Source organism: Peribacillus sp. NPDC097295 (genome assembly GCF_044761665.1).
GTDB lineage: Bacteria > Bacillota > Bacilli > Bacillales > DSM-1321 > Peribacillus.
On the sequence record NZ_JBIWCW010000011.1, the window covers coordinates 79,547 to 94,791 of the forward strand.

13 protein-coding genes, 1 pseudogene and 1 other annotated feature are annotated in these 15,245 nt (G+C 38.9%); of the genes and pseudogenes, 8 read left to right on the forward strand and 6 right to left on the reverse strand.

Features of this window, described 5'->3' with window-relative positions:
* Nucleotides 1-92: 92 nt before the first annotated feature.
* Both ACIQXN_RS16395 and ACIQXN_RS16400 read left to right on the forward strand, forming a co-directional pair.
* Nucleotides 93-1,580, forward strand: coding sequence for an aldehyde dehydrogenase family protein (locus ACIQXN_RS16395; protein WP_402968804.1), 1,488 nt, complete (start codon nucleotides 93-95; stop codon nucleotides 1,578-1,580).
* A gap of 239 nt (nucleotides 1,581-1,819) precedes the next feature.
* Complete coding sequence (locus tag ACIQXN_RS16400; RefSeq protein ID WP_402968807.1) at nucleotides 1,820-3,052, forward strand: aminopeptidase; 1,233 nt, start codon at nucleotides 1,820-1,822, stop codon at nucleotides 3,050-3,052.
* Between the two features lie 121 nt (nucleotides 3,053-3,173).
* Here ACIQXN_RS16400 and ACIQXN_RS16405 read toward each other — a convergent pair whose 3' ends face one another.
* The gene (locus tag ACIQXN_RS16405) at nucleotides 3,174-4,535 is read right to left on the reverse strand and encodes a sodium-dependent transporter (protein WP_402968809.1); all 1,362 of its coding nucleotides are present in this window, start codon (nucleotides 4,533-4,535) and stop codon (nucleotides 3,174-3,176) included.
* Nucleotides 4,536-4,618: 83 nt separating this feature from the next.
* Nucleotides 4,619-4,849, reverse strand: a binding site (T-box leader).
* A 261-nt stretch (nucleotides 4,850-5,110) separates the two neighbouring features.
* On the opposite strand from ACIQXN_RS16405, the gene ACIQXN_RS16410 reads away from it, so the two are divergent.
* Nucleotides 5,111-5,278 (forward strand): hypothetical protein, encoded by a 168-nt coding sequence (locus ACIQXN_RS16410; protein ID WP_402968812.1) that lies wholly within the window; start codon nucleotides 5,111-5,113, stop codon nucleotides 5,276-5,278.
* Nucleotides 5,279-5,414: 136 nt separating this feature from the next.
* On the opposite strand, the gene cspC is transcribed toward ACIQXN_RS16410, so the two are convergent.
* Nucleotides 5,415-5,615 (reverse strand): cold shock protein CspC, encoded by a 201-nt coding sequence (gene cspC, locus ACIQXN_RS16415; RefSeq protein WP_010331195.1) that lies wholly within the window; start codon nucleotides 5,613-5,615, stop codon nucleotides 5,415-5,417.
* A 309-nt stretch (nucleotides 5,616-5,924) separates the two neighbouring features.
* On the opposite strand from cspC, the gene ACIQXN_RS16420 reads away from it, so the two are divergent.
* A complete protein-coding gene (locus tag ACIQXN_RS16420) occupies nucleotides 5,925-6,185 on the forward strand; it encodes a hypothetical protein (protein WP_402968815.1) in 261 nt (86 codons plus the stop codon).
* Nucleotides 6,186-6,240: 55 nt separating this feature from the next.
* Here the strand turns inward: ACIQXN_RS16420 and ACIQXN_RS16425 are convergent, their stop codons facing one another.
* The 3 genes from ACIQXN_RS16425 to ACIQXN_RS16435 form a co-directional block, all read right to left on the reverse strand.
* Nucleotides 6,241-6,840: a YdcF family protein gene (locus ACIQXN_RS16425; protein WP_402968818.1), complete on the reverse strand. Its 600-nt coding sequence runs from the start codon at nucleotides 6,838-6,840 to the stop codon at nucleotides 6,241-6,243.
* Between the two features lie 73 nt (nucleotides 6,841-6,913).
* Nucleotides 6,914-7,717, reverse strand: a complete 804-nt coding sequence (locus tag ACIQXN_RS16430; protein WP_402968821.1) for a serine hydrolase — start codon at nucleotides 7,715-7,717, stop codon at nucleotides 6,914-6,916.
* 153 nt (nucleotides 7,718-7,870) lie between these two features.
* Nucleotides 7,871-8,038 carry a YezD family protein gene (locus tag ACIQXN_RS16435; protein WP_402968824.1) on the reverse strand — a complete coding sequence of 56 codons (168 nt, stop codon included), beginning with the start codon at nucleotides 8,036-8,038 and terminating at the stop codon, nucleotides 7,871-7,873.
* Between the two features lie 480 nt (nucleotides 8,039-8,518).
* On the opposite strand from ACIQXN_RS16435, the gene ACIQXN_RS16440 reads away from it, so the two are divergent.
* Entirely contained in the window at nucleotides 8,519-9,907 is a 1,389-nt protein-coding gene (locus tag ACIQXN_RS16440) for an amino acid permease (RefSeq protein WP_402968827.1), read from the forward strand.
* Nucleotides 9,908-10,147: 240 nt separating this feature from the next.
* Here ACIQXN_RS16440 and ACIQXN_RS16445 read toward each other — a convergent pair whose 3' ends face one another.
* Nucleotides 10,148-11,122, reverse strand: a complete 975-nt coding sequence (locus ACIQXN_RS16445; protein ID WP_402968830.1) for an aldose 1-epimerase — start codon at nucleotides 11,120-11,122, stop codon at nucleotides 10,148-10,150.
* A 176-nt stretch (nucleotides 11,123-11,298) separates the two neighbouring features.
* Between ACIQXN_RS16445 and ACIQXN_RS16450 the strand changes: the two genes are divergently transcribed.
* From ACIQXN_RS16450 to ACIQXN_RS16460, 3 genes and pseudogenes are all read left to right on the forward strand, one after another.
* Nucleotides 11,299-12,309: an IS1595 family transposase gene (locus ACIQXN_RS16450; protein WP_402968833.1), complete on the forward strand. Its 1,011-nt coding sequence runs from the start codon at nucleotides 11,299-11,301 to the stop codon at nucleotides 12,307-12,309.
* A gap of 236 nt (nucleotides 12,310-12,545) precedes the next feature.
* Nucleotides 12,546-13,373, forward strand: coding sequence for an alpha/beta hydrolase (locus tag ACIQXN_RS16455; protein WP_402968836.1), 828 nt, complete (start codon nucleotides 12,546-12,548; stop codon nucleotides 13,371-13,373).
* Nucleotides 13,374-13,665: 292 nt separating this feature from the next.
* Nucleotides 13,666-14,851: pseudogene (locus ACIQXN_RS16460) on the forward strand (IS110 family RNA-guided transposase).
* Nucleotides 14,852-15,245: the final 394 nt, after the last annotated feature.

Consider the following 15,245-nt stretch of genomic DNA (forward strand, 5'->3'; position numbering starts at 1 on the left):
TTTAACATATGATAAATATTGGCACATGAAAGCGTTATCATCTCTGTCATTACGTTTTGCCCAATATATTTCATATATTCAGGAGGGAAACTATGACCAATCTAGCATTAGAAGTAAGTGGAAAGCTCGACAAATTCCTTAAAGGTCCAAAGAGACTCTTCATCAATGGACAATTTGTAGAAAGTGCCTCAAAGAAGACCTTCACCACTCCCAACCCTGCCACAGGCCAGAAACTCGCAGATGTATATGAAGCAGATAAGGAAGATATTGACTTAGCCGTAAAAGCAGCACGAAAAGCATTCGATCAAGGCCCATGGTCTAAGATGAGCGCCTCTGACCGTAGCAGGCTAATGTATAAACTAGCGGACTTGATGGAAGAAAACAAAACAGAATTAGCCCAATTAGAAACACTGGATAACGGAAAACCGATTAGTGAGACAACGAATGCGGATATTCCCCTAGCCATTGATCATATGAGATATTTTGCTGGCTGGTCTACTAAAATCGTAGGACAGACCATTCCGGTAAACGGAAATTACTTCAATTATACGAAACATGAAGCTGTAGGTGTCGTCGGTCAAATCATCCCTTGGAACTTCCCTCTTCTTATGGCGATGTGGAAGCTAGGAGCCGCTCTTGCGACTGGCTGTACAGTCGTACTGAAACCCGCGGAACAAACACCATTATCTGCTCTTTATTTGGCCGAACTAATTGCCGAAGCAGGATTCCCTGATGGTGTCGTCAATATCGTCCCCGGGTTTGGTGAAACAGCAGGACAAGCGCTGGTCGATCATCCCGAAGTCGATAAAATTGCCTTCACCGGGTCCACTGAAGTAGGGAAAATGATCATGCGCTCTGCCTCCTACTCCATGAAACGTGTGACACTGGAACTTGGAGGGAAATCTCCAAACATCATCCTTCCAGATGCCGACTTCTCGAAAGCCATACCAGGTGCCTTAAATGGCGTCATGTTTAATCAGGGACAAGTATGCTGCGCCGGCTCCCGGGTCTATATACAAAAGAAACACTATGATAATGTCGTGGCTGATATGACAAGCCATGCTAAAAATATCAAACAGGGAGCAGGGTTGGATCCTAATACCCAAATCGGGCCACTCGTTTCCCAAGAACAGCAAAAACGTGTTCTCGGCTATATTGAAAAAGGCAAAAATGAAGGGGCAGAAGTGCTGGTTGGAGGGAACAAGCCAGGTGAAGAAGGCTACTTTGTTTCACCAACGATATTTGCCGGTGTAGAAGAGGAAATGACCATTGCCAAAGAAGAGATTTTCGGTCCTGTAATTGCCGCCATGCCATACGAAGACTTAGATGATGTTATCAATCGGGCGAACGCAAGTGAATATGGGTTGGCTGCCGGTTTATGGACTAGCGACCTGGCCAATGCACATTATGTAGCTGGGAAATTACGTGCCGGTACGGTTTGGGTCAATTGTTATAATGCATTTGATGCCGCCTCCCCTTTCGGTGGGTATAAGCAATCAGGAATCGGACGGGAAATGGGTTCCTATGCACTTGATAACTATACAGAAGTAAAAAGCGTCTGGATTAACCTAGATAAATGATGCTTGAAAGAGAGGGTCTCCCGGGACTCTCTCTTTCTTCTGATAGTTTTCATTATTTCGATTATTCTCAAATCGTTTTGATAGTCTTTTCCTCTACCCATTTGATAGAATCAAGTTATAGAATTGGCTACCTGAATTTTTTACTGCACATTTTATGATACATATGTTTAAATAGTTTCTTTTTTCAGAAACTATCGCTACAATGATGAATGTAGATAATCGAAAGGAAGTTTTTAACGATGAGTGAATTTCAAAAGAATTTAGAAAAATATGCAGAACTGGCCGTTAAAGTCGGCGTCAATATTCAAGAAGGACAAACCCTCGTCTTGAACACTACCTTAGAAGGAGCAGAGTTGGTTCGCCTTATTGTTAAGAAGGCATACGAAAGTGGTGCCCGCAATGTCATCGTCAATTGGAACGATGATATTGTCGGCCGTACAAAATACGAAATGGCCCCTTCCGAAGTGTTCAATGAGTATCCTGAATGGCGTGCAAAAGAAACGATTGAACTTGCTGAAAAAGGCGCTGCTTTTCTATCCGTCATCTCCTCTAGTCCGGATCTTTTGAAATCCGTTCAACCTGAACGGATCGCCAACTTCCAGAAAGCATCTGGCACCGCCCTGAAAAAATGGCGCCAATATATGCAGTCCGATAAAGTGAGCTGGTCCATTGTCGCAGTCCCTTCACAAGCTTGGGCTGATAAAGTATTCCCTGAAGTAGCTGAAGAAAAACGCGTCGATACACTTTGGGAAGCGATCTTCAAAGCCGTACGGGTTGATGTAGAGGAACCTGTGGAGGCATGGAAGAAACACGACGACACCCTCCACGAAAAAGTGGATTACTTAAATGAAAAGCATTACCAAAAATTGCATTACACGGCACCAGGCACCGATCTAACCATTGAATTGCCTGAAAAACACCTTTGGTGCGGAGCTGGCAGCATTAATGAGCAAGGACACGAATTCATGGCAAACATGCCAACGGAAGAAGTGTTCACGGTCCCACTGAAAACAGGCGTAAACGGAACGGTTTCAAGCACAAAACCGCTTAGTTACGGCGGCAATATCATCGATAACTTCTCCGTGACGTTCAAGGACGGCCAGATCACGGAAGTGAAGGCTGAACAAGGCGAAGAAATACTGAAACAATTGGTCGATACGGATGAAGGCTCGCATTACCTAGGAGAAGTGGCATTGGTTCCTTTCAATTCCCCTATTTCCCAATCAAACGTATTATTCTTCAATACATTATTCGATGAAAATGCATCGAATCATTTAGCCATCGGAAGCTCTTATGCATTCTGTCTTGAAGGTGGAAAGAACATGAGCCCTGAAGAACTGGCGGAAAACGGCCTGAACGAAAGCCTAACCCATGTCGATTTCATGATCGGTTCGGATAAAATGGACATCGACGGCATCCTTCCTGACGGCACTTCAGAACCTGTCTTCCGTAATGGGGATTGGGCGTTTTAAGTGGAGTGTTGATATAGAGGGGTTTTGAAGGTGTAATTTAATAGAAATAAACAGCCACATGCTATGATGCACGTGGCTGTTTATTTTACTTATAGCATTTGGATAATCTGTACGTAAAGTCTTAAAACAACCCTACTACCCTATCAAGTATCCCAGTCACATCAAGAAATACGATGATGATGACCAGAGGAATGACGAACCTCATGATAAAGAACCAGATGTTAAAGGCAGTAGCCCCTAAGCGGGAGTGCTGTAATAATTCTTCCCTCAACGTACTTTTCTTGATTTTATATGAAACGAAGATAGAGATTAGAAGCACTCCGAGTGGCATTAATATATTGCTGACTAAGTAATCGGCTGAATCAAATAAGTTCTTCGAGAAGATTAAAATATCGGAAAAAGTACTATAGGATAGTGCAGAGGGAATACCTACTGCAAAGATTAAGATTCCGATGATATAGGCATATTTTGTTCTCATTTCCTCTTTTCCTTTAACGATGGCCGCTACGATTATTTCCAACATGGAAAAAGCCGAAGTTAATGTCGCAAATAAGAATAATGCCAAGAAGCCTAATAAGAAAACTTCTCCAAACACGATTTGATCAAAAACAGCAGGCAATACCACAAACAATAAACCAGGCCCTTCCGCGGGTTCCAGCCCTAGGGAAAAGACGGCCGGGAATATGGCTAGTCCAGCTAATAAGGCAATCAATAAATTCATCGCAACGATGGAAATAGCCGGTTGGATCAAGCTTTCTTTCTTTGACAGGTAGGAACTATATGTGACCATCACCGACACTCCGACGCTTAAGGAGAAAAAGGCCTGTCCCATTGCAAACAGCACACTTTGAGAGTTCATGCTTGAGAAATCAGGGGCTAGAAAGAATTTCACGCCTTCCATCGCATGATCGAGTGTAAGGGAACGGATGATTAACACGATAAATAACAGGAATAAAGCAGGCATTAAGATTTTGCTTACCTTTTCAATTCCATTTTGAATCCCTTTTGCTACAACTAGAACGGTAATAGCTAAAAAGATAAATTGCGCGGCAATGGCCAACATTGGATTACCAATTGTCTCGTTAAAGACAGCACCATATTCAGCACCCTCACTGATTATTCCACCAAAAAGACCTTTGGCAAAATAAATAACGATCCAGCCACCGATCACGCTATAGAATGATAATAGAAGAAAACAGGTGAACACCCCTAACCTTCCGATCCAATGCCAATTGCTATTTGGGGCTAAACTTCGATAAGCACTGATGGCTTCCTTTTGTGTACTTCTACCAATGATGAACTCCGCTAATAATAAGGGGAAACCCATAAACAAAGAAAATAAAATAAACAGAAGAAAGAATGCGCCTCCCCCACTCATCCCAGTCACATATGGAAGTTTCCATATGGCACCGACCCCGATAGCTGATCCTGCTGCAGATAAAATAAAACCAATCTTCGATGACCATTGCTCTGTTGATTGCATGCTAACCCTTCCAATCCATTTTTAATAAGTTTCCCTACAAAATAAAAAATAAAGAACAAAAAAGCCACGTCTCTATCTGTAACGATAGGGACGTGGCTTCACGCGGTACCACCCTAATTGAAAACAATTTCTTGTTTTCCACTTGTTAAAATAACGGTTTAATCCGTTTTACACTACTTTGGCTGATGCTTACGCAGTATAAAAAAGCTCCAAGAATGAAATTCACCTAAATCTTTGTATCAGTTTCCACCAACCACTGATTCTCTATATAACAGGGAGACCGGCTTAATAAGGGTTCTTTTCGTCGCTTATTCAATATTAATAATTATCAAAAGTATAGTCTGACCTCGCCCTTAGGTCAATCCTTTTTATTTTCCCATATTCTAATTGAGACCTATACCCTGTATATATAATAGTAAATCTTTCACCTTAATCCTGTAATTTCATTATTGGCTACGCTAGCTGAATAAAGTAAACATTTTTGGTGGTTCTCGTCACTTAATGGCTCTTTGGAATATCTTGGACACATTTTTCATCGTTAAATATGTTATACTATTAGTAAAGAGGTGCATAAATTGAAAAGCAATAAATTCAATAGTGGTGAAACAGTAACAATCCAAGAGACCGATGAATTAGTAACGATTAGCAAATGGGCATATGTGAAAAACATGAAAAGATATTCTTATACAGTTAAAGAACATCCAACGACATTCTTCTTTGAAGAAGAACTGAAGAAAGCATAAGCTTTCACTTTTTTGTATGCAGTGATTTCCCTACTCTTCAACCGAGTAGGGATTTTTTTGTATGTATAAACATAACGACAAAAAACAGACTCCCTAGGGGAGTCTGTTTTATATAGGTTACGATTTAGTTTTAAAATTAAGCTTTTTGAACGTTAGCTGCTTGAGCTCCACGAGCACCTTGCTCAACGTCAAAAGTTACTTTTTGACCTTCGTCTAAAGATTTGAAACCTTCGCTTTGGATAGCTGAGAAATGTACGAATACGTCGTCTCCGTTTTCACGTTCGATAAATCCAAAACCTTTTTCTGCATTAAACCATTTAACTGTACCTTGTTCCATTTTTGTTGCCTCCTAGTGCATAACACACATTGTATTACTATTTTTGATTTTCAAGAAGATACTAATACCTTCTTTCATTACCAAAAACAATTCTTTATTAGAATATCATGAAACGATATAAATAGCAACTAAACTGCAGATATTCCAAAAATATAATTCAGGATAGTCAGTTACTATTACGAAAAAGACCCGCTTTCTCAACTTCATAATTTTTCCAATTATATGATTTGGATTTTTAATAAAGGGTATATCAGAGTATACGATAGTTCTTTTACATCCATTCATATTAAACAACATAGGAGGTCTATAATGAAGTATTATAAAGTTTCAAATAAGGGATTCGATAGTAAGGTGATTGTTGCCAGTAGCGATTATGAAGCCCTGGGTTTTTATTTAATGGAAATTGACGACCAACTTGGTTTTGTTGATGATATAGATATAGAAGAAGTTGATGGTGAGGAGAAAGTGGAGATTTCTTGTATCGGATACCCGATTTATAAAACTCTCGAACAAATTTATCAAGAGAGTGAATTCTGGGAAGTTCCTAATATAGTCGTGGAAGTAGAATAGTGTTGAAAAGCCCCACTTTCTCATGTGGGGGCTTTTCGTATATATATTGTAAAACTCAAAGCAGTTGGGTCAAATAATATTTCGTTATTGCTAGGTATTCACGGATATACGACTTTACCAATGCAATCTTTGGTGTCTTGGCAGGAACTCCGGTCATTACCAAGCCTTCGTTTTCAGCCATTTTCACGGCTCGATAGAGATGAAAGTCATTGGAAACAATCAATCCAACAGAAGATGGATCCGGAATCAATCCTTTTGAGAAAGCAATATTTTCTTTTGTTGAGGTAGACTGGTCCTCCAAAATGATCCTTGCTTCTGCAATTCCAAGTTTGATTAATCCCTGTTTCATTGCTTCGGCTTCCGTTATATCTTCTCCAGGTCCTCTTCCGCCAGAAACAATCGCTACCGTATTTCCATTCGCTTTTAAATAGTCAGCAGCCTTATCGATCCGGTATTGTAAGGATAAAGATGGCACGGTCCCTTTTACTCTTGCTCCGAGGACGATAAGGTATCCAGCATCTTCCGGGATCGGCTGATGGCTACTTTCCATGATCTTTATATGTAAGACTCCAAAATATGCAAGCAACACTACTACGCCCAATACACCGAACTTTTTTATCTTTTTCAACTTTCCACTCCATTTCTTTTGGTCCATTCTCTATTTTTTTAGTCTAAATTAGATGTGTAATAAAATGAAAGTACTGCAATAAGCAAGGTCATTTCCTACGTTATTCATCGGAACCTAACGCTTTTGCCACCATGTCATCATAAATCAATTTACCTATTTGACTAATGACTTGGCGACTTTCTTCTTCCGTTTTCATTTCCTCCGTCAGTACTGCAGCGTAAACCGTTTTTCCTTCGGAACGAATGATTGCACAATCATGAGCAACACCGCGGATTCCCCCCGTTTTACTTGCCACTTTCACACCTTTTCCCATTCGGGCAGGAAGTTTATCCCTTAATTGCTGATTATCCATTATCCGCAAGATTTTTTCTTGATTTTCTTTCTTTAAGAAGTCCCCGGTATGTATCGCCTTTAGACAAGTAATCGTATCTGCTGCTGATATTGTATTATCCCGGCCTTCTTTTAATGCCTTGAAATCCTGCATTCTCCGTTGAAGAATTGTCTGTTTTAAGCCAAGATCCTTAATGCACTGATTAATTTCATCTTGTCCAAGCATAGTCATCAGCATATTGGTGGACGTATTATCAGATACAGTAATCATCAATGACAATAAATCTTCGACAGTTAAAAAAATCTTATTTGATAGGACATGCAGAACACCTGAACCACCCGTCAATTCATTAGGAGGAATCGTTACCGGCTGGTTCAAATAGATTTTCTTTTCTTCGCTCTGACGATATCCTTCAATGATCATTGGAATCTTGATCAAACTTGCTGATTGGAAAGTTTCTTCTTCATGATAGGCTATGGATTCGCCATCACTATTTTCAATTTTATAAGCAATGCGTCCATTGAATGATTCTGCTAAAGTCAAAATATCGTTTTCTATGGTTTGTAAAGACATGGTTTCCCCTACCCTTCTAAAAATTAACGCTTTACTAATTCTACCATGTAAAAGCGGTCCTATCTTCTATATGTGCTATATTGCTTTTTTCAATGTTCCCAAACCAAAAAGAGCCTTCCCTAAGAGGCTCCTTTTGGCGGTTGTGATTAGAGATTATGTAGCTTTAATGGACCTTGCTTTCATTAATGGAAAACGTTTCTTTTCGGTGGTGTCCACCTGAGTGATTTCCCCATCATGGACCGTTATGATAACCGATCCATATTGCAGTTCTTCCAAGCTCGAAATGATATGTTTGATTTTTAACTCCTCTTTGTTTTCCATATTAGCCTCCGTGAAATAATGTTAATGAAGAAAACCCATACTAGGAAGATCGTACAAAAATGATGCCTTAAATATTTCTTCAGGAACTATACTGGTGGTCTTCTTTCCTTTACAAAAGATGAAGGCACCTTTTTATCTAAAAATCAGACGGTAAGGTGCCTTTAGTGGACTAATCGGCAATTTGAGATTTGATTCATTCTTCTATGGAATAATGAAAAAACTCTTCACTCATCTAGAGTAGATAACTCGATTCGTTTCTTTATTTAAACTTTATTATCCTTACCTACAAACTTGGTATTACAAATATAATTCAGCTTTTATCATTTGTCAACATGGTTTTATAATTTTCTGACTAATTTGTATACTTCCTTATAGTATTTAGCACTTTACCAAACTAAACCGTTTGAGATATACTATTTTAGAATAAGTTTTTTCGTGAATTTTACAATCATTGTCCTATAGAAAGGTTCGATTATAAATATGAAAAATAATAAATGGGGATTGCTGATCCTGACCACATTCGTAGTTGGTAATATGGTGGGCGGTGGCATCTTCATGCTTCCCGCCCAATTGGCACAGGTTTCAAGTCCATTAGGGGCCACAATGGCGTGGATCGTCACAGGATTAGGGGTATTTTTAATTGCACTCGTTTTCGGTAACTTGGCTGTGAGAAAGCCGGATTTGAAAGCTGGACCGCAAAGCTATGCACAGTCTTTATTCAAATCTCCTGTAAAAGGAAGATTTGCAGGATACAGCATGGCTTGGGGTTATTGGGCTGCAAACTGGGCCGCCACAGCTTCAGTCATCATATCGTTTGCAGGATATTTATCGACGTTTTTCCCCATCATGCACAGTTCGAAAGTTCTCTTTAAAGCAGGATCATTCGACCTCGAACTCGGTAAAGCATTAACATTTGGAGTTTGTAGTTTGGCACTTTGGGGCATTCATTTTATTTTAGTCAGAAGTTTCAATAGCGCAGGCAAGCTAAATCTTGTAGCAACGATCACAAAAGTGATTGGGTTCTTATTCTTCATTATCGTGACCATTTTCATCTTCGATTCTTCTAACCTAGGAGACGGTGCGGAATTTTATAATGAAGCGGGAACATCGTTCTCTTTAGGCTCTCAAATCAATAATGCAGCGATTTCTACATTATGGGCCTTCATTGGTATCGAGGCTGCCGTTATGCTTTCCAATCGTGCAAAATCACAAAATGATGTAAAAAAAGCAACCATCATTGGCTTGCTCATCGCTGTTGCCATTTATATCGGGATCACCATCTTAACGATGGGGGCTTTATCTCAAGAGGAATTGAGAACATCCCAAAAGCCACTGGTTGATGCTTTACAATCCGTAGCAGGCTCCAGCGGTCCATATCTAATGGGGGCGCTTGCTGTCATTTGCTTATTAGGTTCGACGATTGGATGGGTCGTCGTCGCTTCGGAAGTTCCATATCAGGCAGCGAAATCAGATATTTTCCCAGCATACTTTGCGAAAGCGAATAAAAATGGAACACCGGTACGTTCCATGACGGTAACGAATTTGATGACTCAACTTTTCTTGTTTTCCACTATTTCCGGCACAATCTTAGTTGCGTATCAATTTTCCATGATCGTGGCAACTCTTGCCTATTTGGTTCCCTATCTCGTATCCACTCTTTATCAGTTGAAATTAGTCTTAACTGGTGAGACATACGATATCCTGAAAGGTTCCAGGACTCGTGACGGGATAATTACCGCCCTGGCATTGATATACTCCATATGGGTCATTAAGACAGGCACAGCCGACATGAGGACCTTCATGTTGGGGATTTATTTATACCTTCTTGGCTTCGTTCTATACCCACTGTGGATGCGTAAGCGAGCTTAACAACAAAAGGCCCTGGCATAAGTTTACTTAATGATAACGCAAAGTTGATTGGAACGGAAGGTACGAGACTCCTGCGGGAAATGTTCGTCTAGGGAAGACACCGCAGGCGTGAAGTGCACCCCGACCGCCCGCGGAAAGCGAGTGCCTGAAGTGGAAATCAACGTTCTAATTGACAAAAACATTTTTCATCGAGTTTGTCTACAGTCTAGCCCTGGCATTTGAATATGCCAGGGTCTTTTTCTATATTTCTTTTAACAGTAGTTTTGTGTTCAATTGTATGGTTTCACCCGGTTGCAGCTCTTGTACTCCTGTTATTTCAGTTGGTATATCTAAATTGGGGGCATTCGTCAACCATGTGTATGGTTCAGGACACAAGAAACCTGCCTTATTGAATAATACCCAATATTTAAAATGTTGATCTGCTTGGTAGCGAACTTGCATACCTGCTTTTGAATCGGTTAGGATTGCTTCATTTATAGGTTTTATTTCCGCGTCATGGCTAAAAATATTATCATATTTCCGCCCCTCTCCCACCAGTCTCTTTTGAATTTCACCCATATCCATCCTAGTGAATTTCCCAGTCGGCAATGACCTCTCATTCAACTCCCACTGTGTATTTACTGGCAAATCAATCTGGCAATCCGAATAATTACTTTCTGGTACAAGCGGAAAATTGAAGATTGTATGATACCCAGCACCCCATGGAAACGACTCACGGCCCAGATTGTGGATTTCCATTTTGATATCCAATGCCTCTTCTAGTAAGGAATACGTCATATTCACTTTGAAGTCCCGAGGGAAGTACTTATATAAGAAAGGAAAATCACTACTCAAAAACTCCGTAATGATAAAAATTCCTTCCTCACTCACCTCTTTTCTAAGGACCTTCCAGGGTTTATCATGTAAAAAACCGTGTATGTGATTGTGTTTCTCCCCTTCATTTATCGGAAATGTATAAGTTGTCTCTTTATATGTAAATATCCCATCTTCTATACGATTAGGTGGAAACAGGATTGGCATGCCGTATAAAATAGGTGCTTTATTGTAATCAGCCAAAGTCTTGGGGGTCCTCAATAACTCTATTCCTTTTTTCTTGGATTTCAACGATAGAAGATTACTGCCTAAAGCCGGAATAAGGATTGCTTCAATCCTTTCATTTCCAAATTCAATCGCATGTTCATTTAAAAACTTACTATCCTTTATATAGTCTTTCATCCTCGCTCATCCTCCTAGCTTCCACGAACTTACGTATATCCTACTAGTCAAAGTAGCCTTTGGCAATTAGTGGATACCATTCACTTCTTAAAATAAAGCTGTTTTCCCATAGAATGTTGTTTTTTTACCGATAATAATAGGACCTTGCTATAATTGCGTTCTAGGAGGCGGTAAAAATGTGGGAAAGTTTATTTCAAGGATTCTCGGAATTATCTAAATCAGAACAATTTAAGTTATATAATGCGATTAAGTTTCTATTGTTTCCCGCAGATCAAGGAGACATAGCAAAAATATTTAAAGATATCCGTGAAAGTCGATTTCACGAAGGCCTTGCTTGTTTACATTGTGGAAGTGTCTCAGTTAAGAGGAACGGAAAATATCGAGGAAGGCAACGATACCTCTGTAAAGATTGCGGAAAAACGTTCAATGATATGACTAACACTCCCCTATCTGGTACTCATTATCCAAGTAAGTGGATGAAATATTTTAAGATGATGGTTGAGGGCTATACATTGCCTAAAATCACTGTTGAATTAAATATTCATATCTCTACAGCTTTCTATTGGCGGCATAAAATTCTTAATGCTCTTAGGTCGTTGGGCAACAGCACATTAAAGGGAATTGTCGAGAGTGATGAAACTTACTTTTTAGAGAGTCACAAAGGAAAAAAAGACATTTCCCATCGGAAAGCCCGCAAACGAGGTGGAGTAGCTACAAAAAGGGTTATTTCTAATGAACAGATATGCGTGCTTGTAGCCCAGGACCGAAATGGACAAGTAATTACGGAAATGGCCGGCACAGGAAGAATTAAAAGTACCGAGATAAACCGTGTATTGGGTCAATTTATAGATAATAACGCTTTGTTATGTTCGGATAACGCAACTAATTATAAGAAGTTTGCAGCAGAAAAAGGGCTAAAGCACGAAATAGTTAATATTCGAAAGGGATTATACGTCAAGAAGTCAATTTACCATATCCAACACGTCAACGCCTATCACACTCAACTCAAGAAATTTATGCAAAGGTTTCAAGGTGTGGTCACCAAGTACTTGGATAACTATCTTTTCTGGTACAAATATATTAACCAATCAAAATCTATAGCTAAATCTGAACGGGTAAAACAGCTACTCTTAGGTTCTTGCCGGAACTCAAAACATTCTACAGTTGAGATGTTAAGGTCAGCATAAAAAAAATCTGTTCAAATGGCTTCTTTGGCGTGCCAAAATTTTGAAATAAGCCGACCAATAAGCAAATATGTTAGGAGAATTATGTTAAAATTAGGATAATAAAAATAATTTTGTTCAACTAACGAAAGCAGGGTAGTGTAATAAGATTCTCTGTATGCATATAAGTTATCGGCAATTTCCTATATGTCTAAAAAGTTCTTTTTCATTTGGTAAAATCGAAAATAGGGGGGCAGTTAGTGAAGCATTTTGTAGAAGTATTGGGTAAGGGTAATGAAACAGCAGTTTTCTTACCTGGAACTGGATGGGCAGGGGATTTTGGAATGCCTATCGCAGAATCATTAGTTGAAAAATTCAATATTCATTTGTTGGATTTGCCTGGAATCGGTAGAAGCGAAGGGCTTGATGGAGTAGTAAAAATGAGTGATGCAGCAAAATGGTTAAATGATTACTTGGAAGAAAAACAAATAGATAAAATCACAATAATTGGTCACTCTTTAGGAGGAGGTATTGGATTATCCTTTGCCTATTTTTATCCCGAAAAGGTAAATAAACTGATTTTACTTGATATTGGCTTTGCTAAAATTGAACGATTTCCTGTTCAGATGTTTGGGTCAGTTGGGTATTTTCTCCCTGGAATTAGTATTTTACATAGAATTTTGGGACAAAAATTTCTAGTTGAAGAAAAAGAACAAAATACAGATAAAATCTCAAAACAAAAAACCGAGGAAGAAATTAATACGTTGATCAAAAATTTGGAACTTGTAGACACTGAATTTGTAAGAAAAGCAATTGAAAATCAGCAAGAAACTACATTAAGAGGTATTAGTCTTCTTTTGGCACTATATCGTTGCAATATGCCAAGAATGCTAAGTCAGGTTAAAGTGCCCTGCCTCGTCCTTTATGGGAATCGTTATAACAAACCTCTAAAACTTCAAAATAAAATACATCGTCAAGTTAATCGAATTAGAAAATCTAATATTATCATTAAAGAACTAAATGGTGGTCACTACGCCCATTTGACCGATATTCGAGCAATCAGTTACATAAAATCCTTTCTACAATAAAGTATATTAATAGTGTGTGAAGAGATCTACTTATACTAACGGGTGATTTCGTATTATAGAGTTAACCAGTTTTTACTGGTTGCTCTTTTTTTATAGGACCTATTATTTCAGTAGCTAGGGTAGAACGTACGGGTGTGTGGGACTTAGATCTCGTCAGCTAAACTGTTCGCCCCCTACTTGTAGAAATATGTTTGAGGCTGGTTGGGACTTAGATCTCGTATAACAAGCGAAGCTATAATACTACTTGGAGGAAATAGGGGTTACTGGTGAATACGCAAGAGGAGGAGAAAGAATGAACCCAGTGGTGGGTATAGATATAGCTAAAGGAGAAAGTGAAATTCAGGCTTTTTTAGATAAAGGAAAGCCCTATGGAAAGAATTTTTCAATTAAGCATACTCGTGAAGAATTAGATAGGTTTGTAAGTTTCTTAGGGGAAATTAAATCAATTGCAGGCCAGATGCCAGTGGTAATAATGGAAGCAACGGGGCATTATCATACTCCCATTATTCAATGCTTAGAAGAAAACGATTTACTTTATATTTTGTTGAATCCAATCATTTCTCATCAAGCAAAGAAATCCAGTTTAAGAAAGGTAAAAACAGATGCATTTGATGCTTATCAGTTATGTGTCCTTTATTACAAAGAGGACTTTAAACCTTATAAATTGAGGGGAATCCAGTTGTTGAACCTTCGTAATCTATCTAGACAACAGGAGATTATGACGAATATGTATGTGGAAGCAAAACTGCAATTTCATACGATTTTAGATCAGACTTTTCCTGAATACCGAAAGGTATTTGGAGATCTTTTTTCGAAAGTGTCTTTATCGATATTAAGAGAATATCCAACTTCGGAGAAGATTCTAGAGACTGAAGAGGAGGAACTGGCAGAACGAATAAAAGGTTATTGTCCAACTCGTTCTATTCTCTGGGCAAGAGAAAAAGCAAGGAAATTGAACCATTCAGCTTCTCAAAATCCTTTTCAAAGGGTGATGTATCAAAGTCATCTCATCAATCTTCATATGTATATAGACATCCTATTTCATTACCAAGGACACCTTTCGGAATTGGAGAGCCAAATGGTATCCCTGGCAAATGGTATAGAAGAATATAAGATTATCCAAACCATCCCTGGAATCGGAGAAAAAATCGCTGCCACGATTATTTCCGAAATCGGTGAGTGAGATTGATCGGTTTAATCACCGTAAGAAACTAGTGGCCTACGCTGGAATTGATCCCAGTGTGCATTCCTCTGGGAAATTTACAGCGACGACGAATCGTATAACTAAACGAGGTTCCAGCAGACTAAGGCACAGCTTATATCTAGCTGTTTTATGTGGAATAAGAAGTTCAAGAAATAAAAAGTTCAAAGAGTTCTACGACAAGAAACGAGTAGAAGGAAAGCCTTCGAATGTTGCAATTGTCGCTTGTATAAATAAGCTTCTTCACTGGATTTATGTTTTACTAAAGAGGAAATAACATTTCCTAGATATAGCTTAAAAAGAGCTTTTAACGACATTAAGAAAAACCTTCCATAAGATATCTGGAGGGTTATTTGGTATGCCAACAAACAGTATAGCATATAAAATTTATTGTTTAAGAGAAAAATATTGACAAGCTATTAGCTGGTTTAGCGGAATAAGCAGATCCTTATATAATAAAGAAAACTCGCAAATTTCTATTGCAAGTTTTTTTGATCCATTATGTAATAGCAACAATATTTACGAAAACAGCCTAAAATAAAGATCATATACTTTTCAAGCAATATGATAGAGAATAATCGAGTAGGAGGAGGCGCCTAGCCTCCGACCTCTCACACCACCGTACGTACCGTTCGGTATACGGCGGTTCAGTTTAAGTCTGACGTAGTTTT

Excerpts from the sequence above, each read along its gene's own strand:
- ACIQXN_RS16450 (WP_402968833.1), top strand. The coding sequence starts at position 11,299 with ATGTGGGAAAGTTTATTTCAAGGATTCTCGGAATTATCTAAATCAGAA.
- ACIQXN_RS16445 (WP_402968830.1), bottom strand. The coding sequence starts at position 11,122 with ATGAAAGACTATATAAAGGATAGTAAGTTTTTAAATGAACATGCGATT.
- ACIQXN_RS16435 (WP_402968824.1), bottom strand. The coding sequence starts at position 8,038 with ATGGAAAACAAAGAGGAGTTAAAAATCAAACATATCATTTCGAGCTTG.
- ACIQXN_RS16405 (WP_402968809.1), bottom strand. The coding sequence starts at position 4,535 with ATGCAATCAACAGAGCAATGGTCATCGAAGATTGGTTTTATTTTATCT.
- cspC (WP_010331195.1), bottom strand. The coding sequence starts at position 5,615 with ATGGAACAAGGTACAGTTAAATGGTTTAATGCAGAAAAAGGTTTTGGA.
- ACIQXN_RS16420 (WP_402968815.1), top strand. The coding sequence starts at position 5,925 with ATGAAGTATTATAAAGTTTCAAATAAGGGATTCGATAGTAAGGTGATT.
- ACIQXN_RS16395 (WP_402968804.1), top strand. The coding sequence starts at position 93 with ATGACCAATCTAGCATTAGAAGTAAGTGGAAAGCTCGACAAATTCCTT.
- ACIQXN_RS16400 (WP_402968807.1), top strand. The coding sequence starts at position 1,820 with ATGAGTGAATTTCAAAAGAATTTAGAAAAATATGCAGAACTGGCCGTT.
- ACIQXN_RS16440 (WP_402968827.1), top strand. The coding sequence starts at position 8,519 with ATGAAAAATAATAAATGGGGATTGCTGATCCTGACCACATTCGTAGTT.
- ACIQXN_RS16430 (WP_402968821.1), bottom strand. The coding sequence starts at position 7,717 with ATGTCTTTACAAACCATAGAAAACGATATTTTGACTTTAGCAGAATCA.
- ACIQXN_RS16425 (WP_402968818.1), bottom strand. The coding sequence starts at position 6,840 with ATGGACCAAAAGAAATGGAGTGGAAAGTTGAAAAAGATAAAAAAGTTC.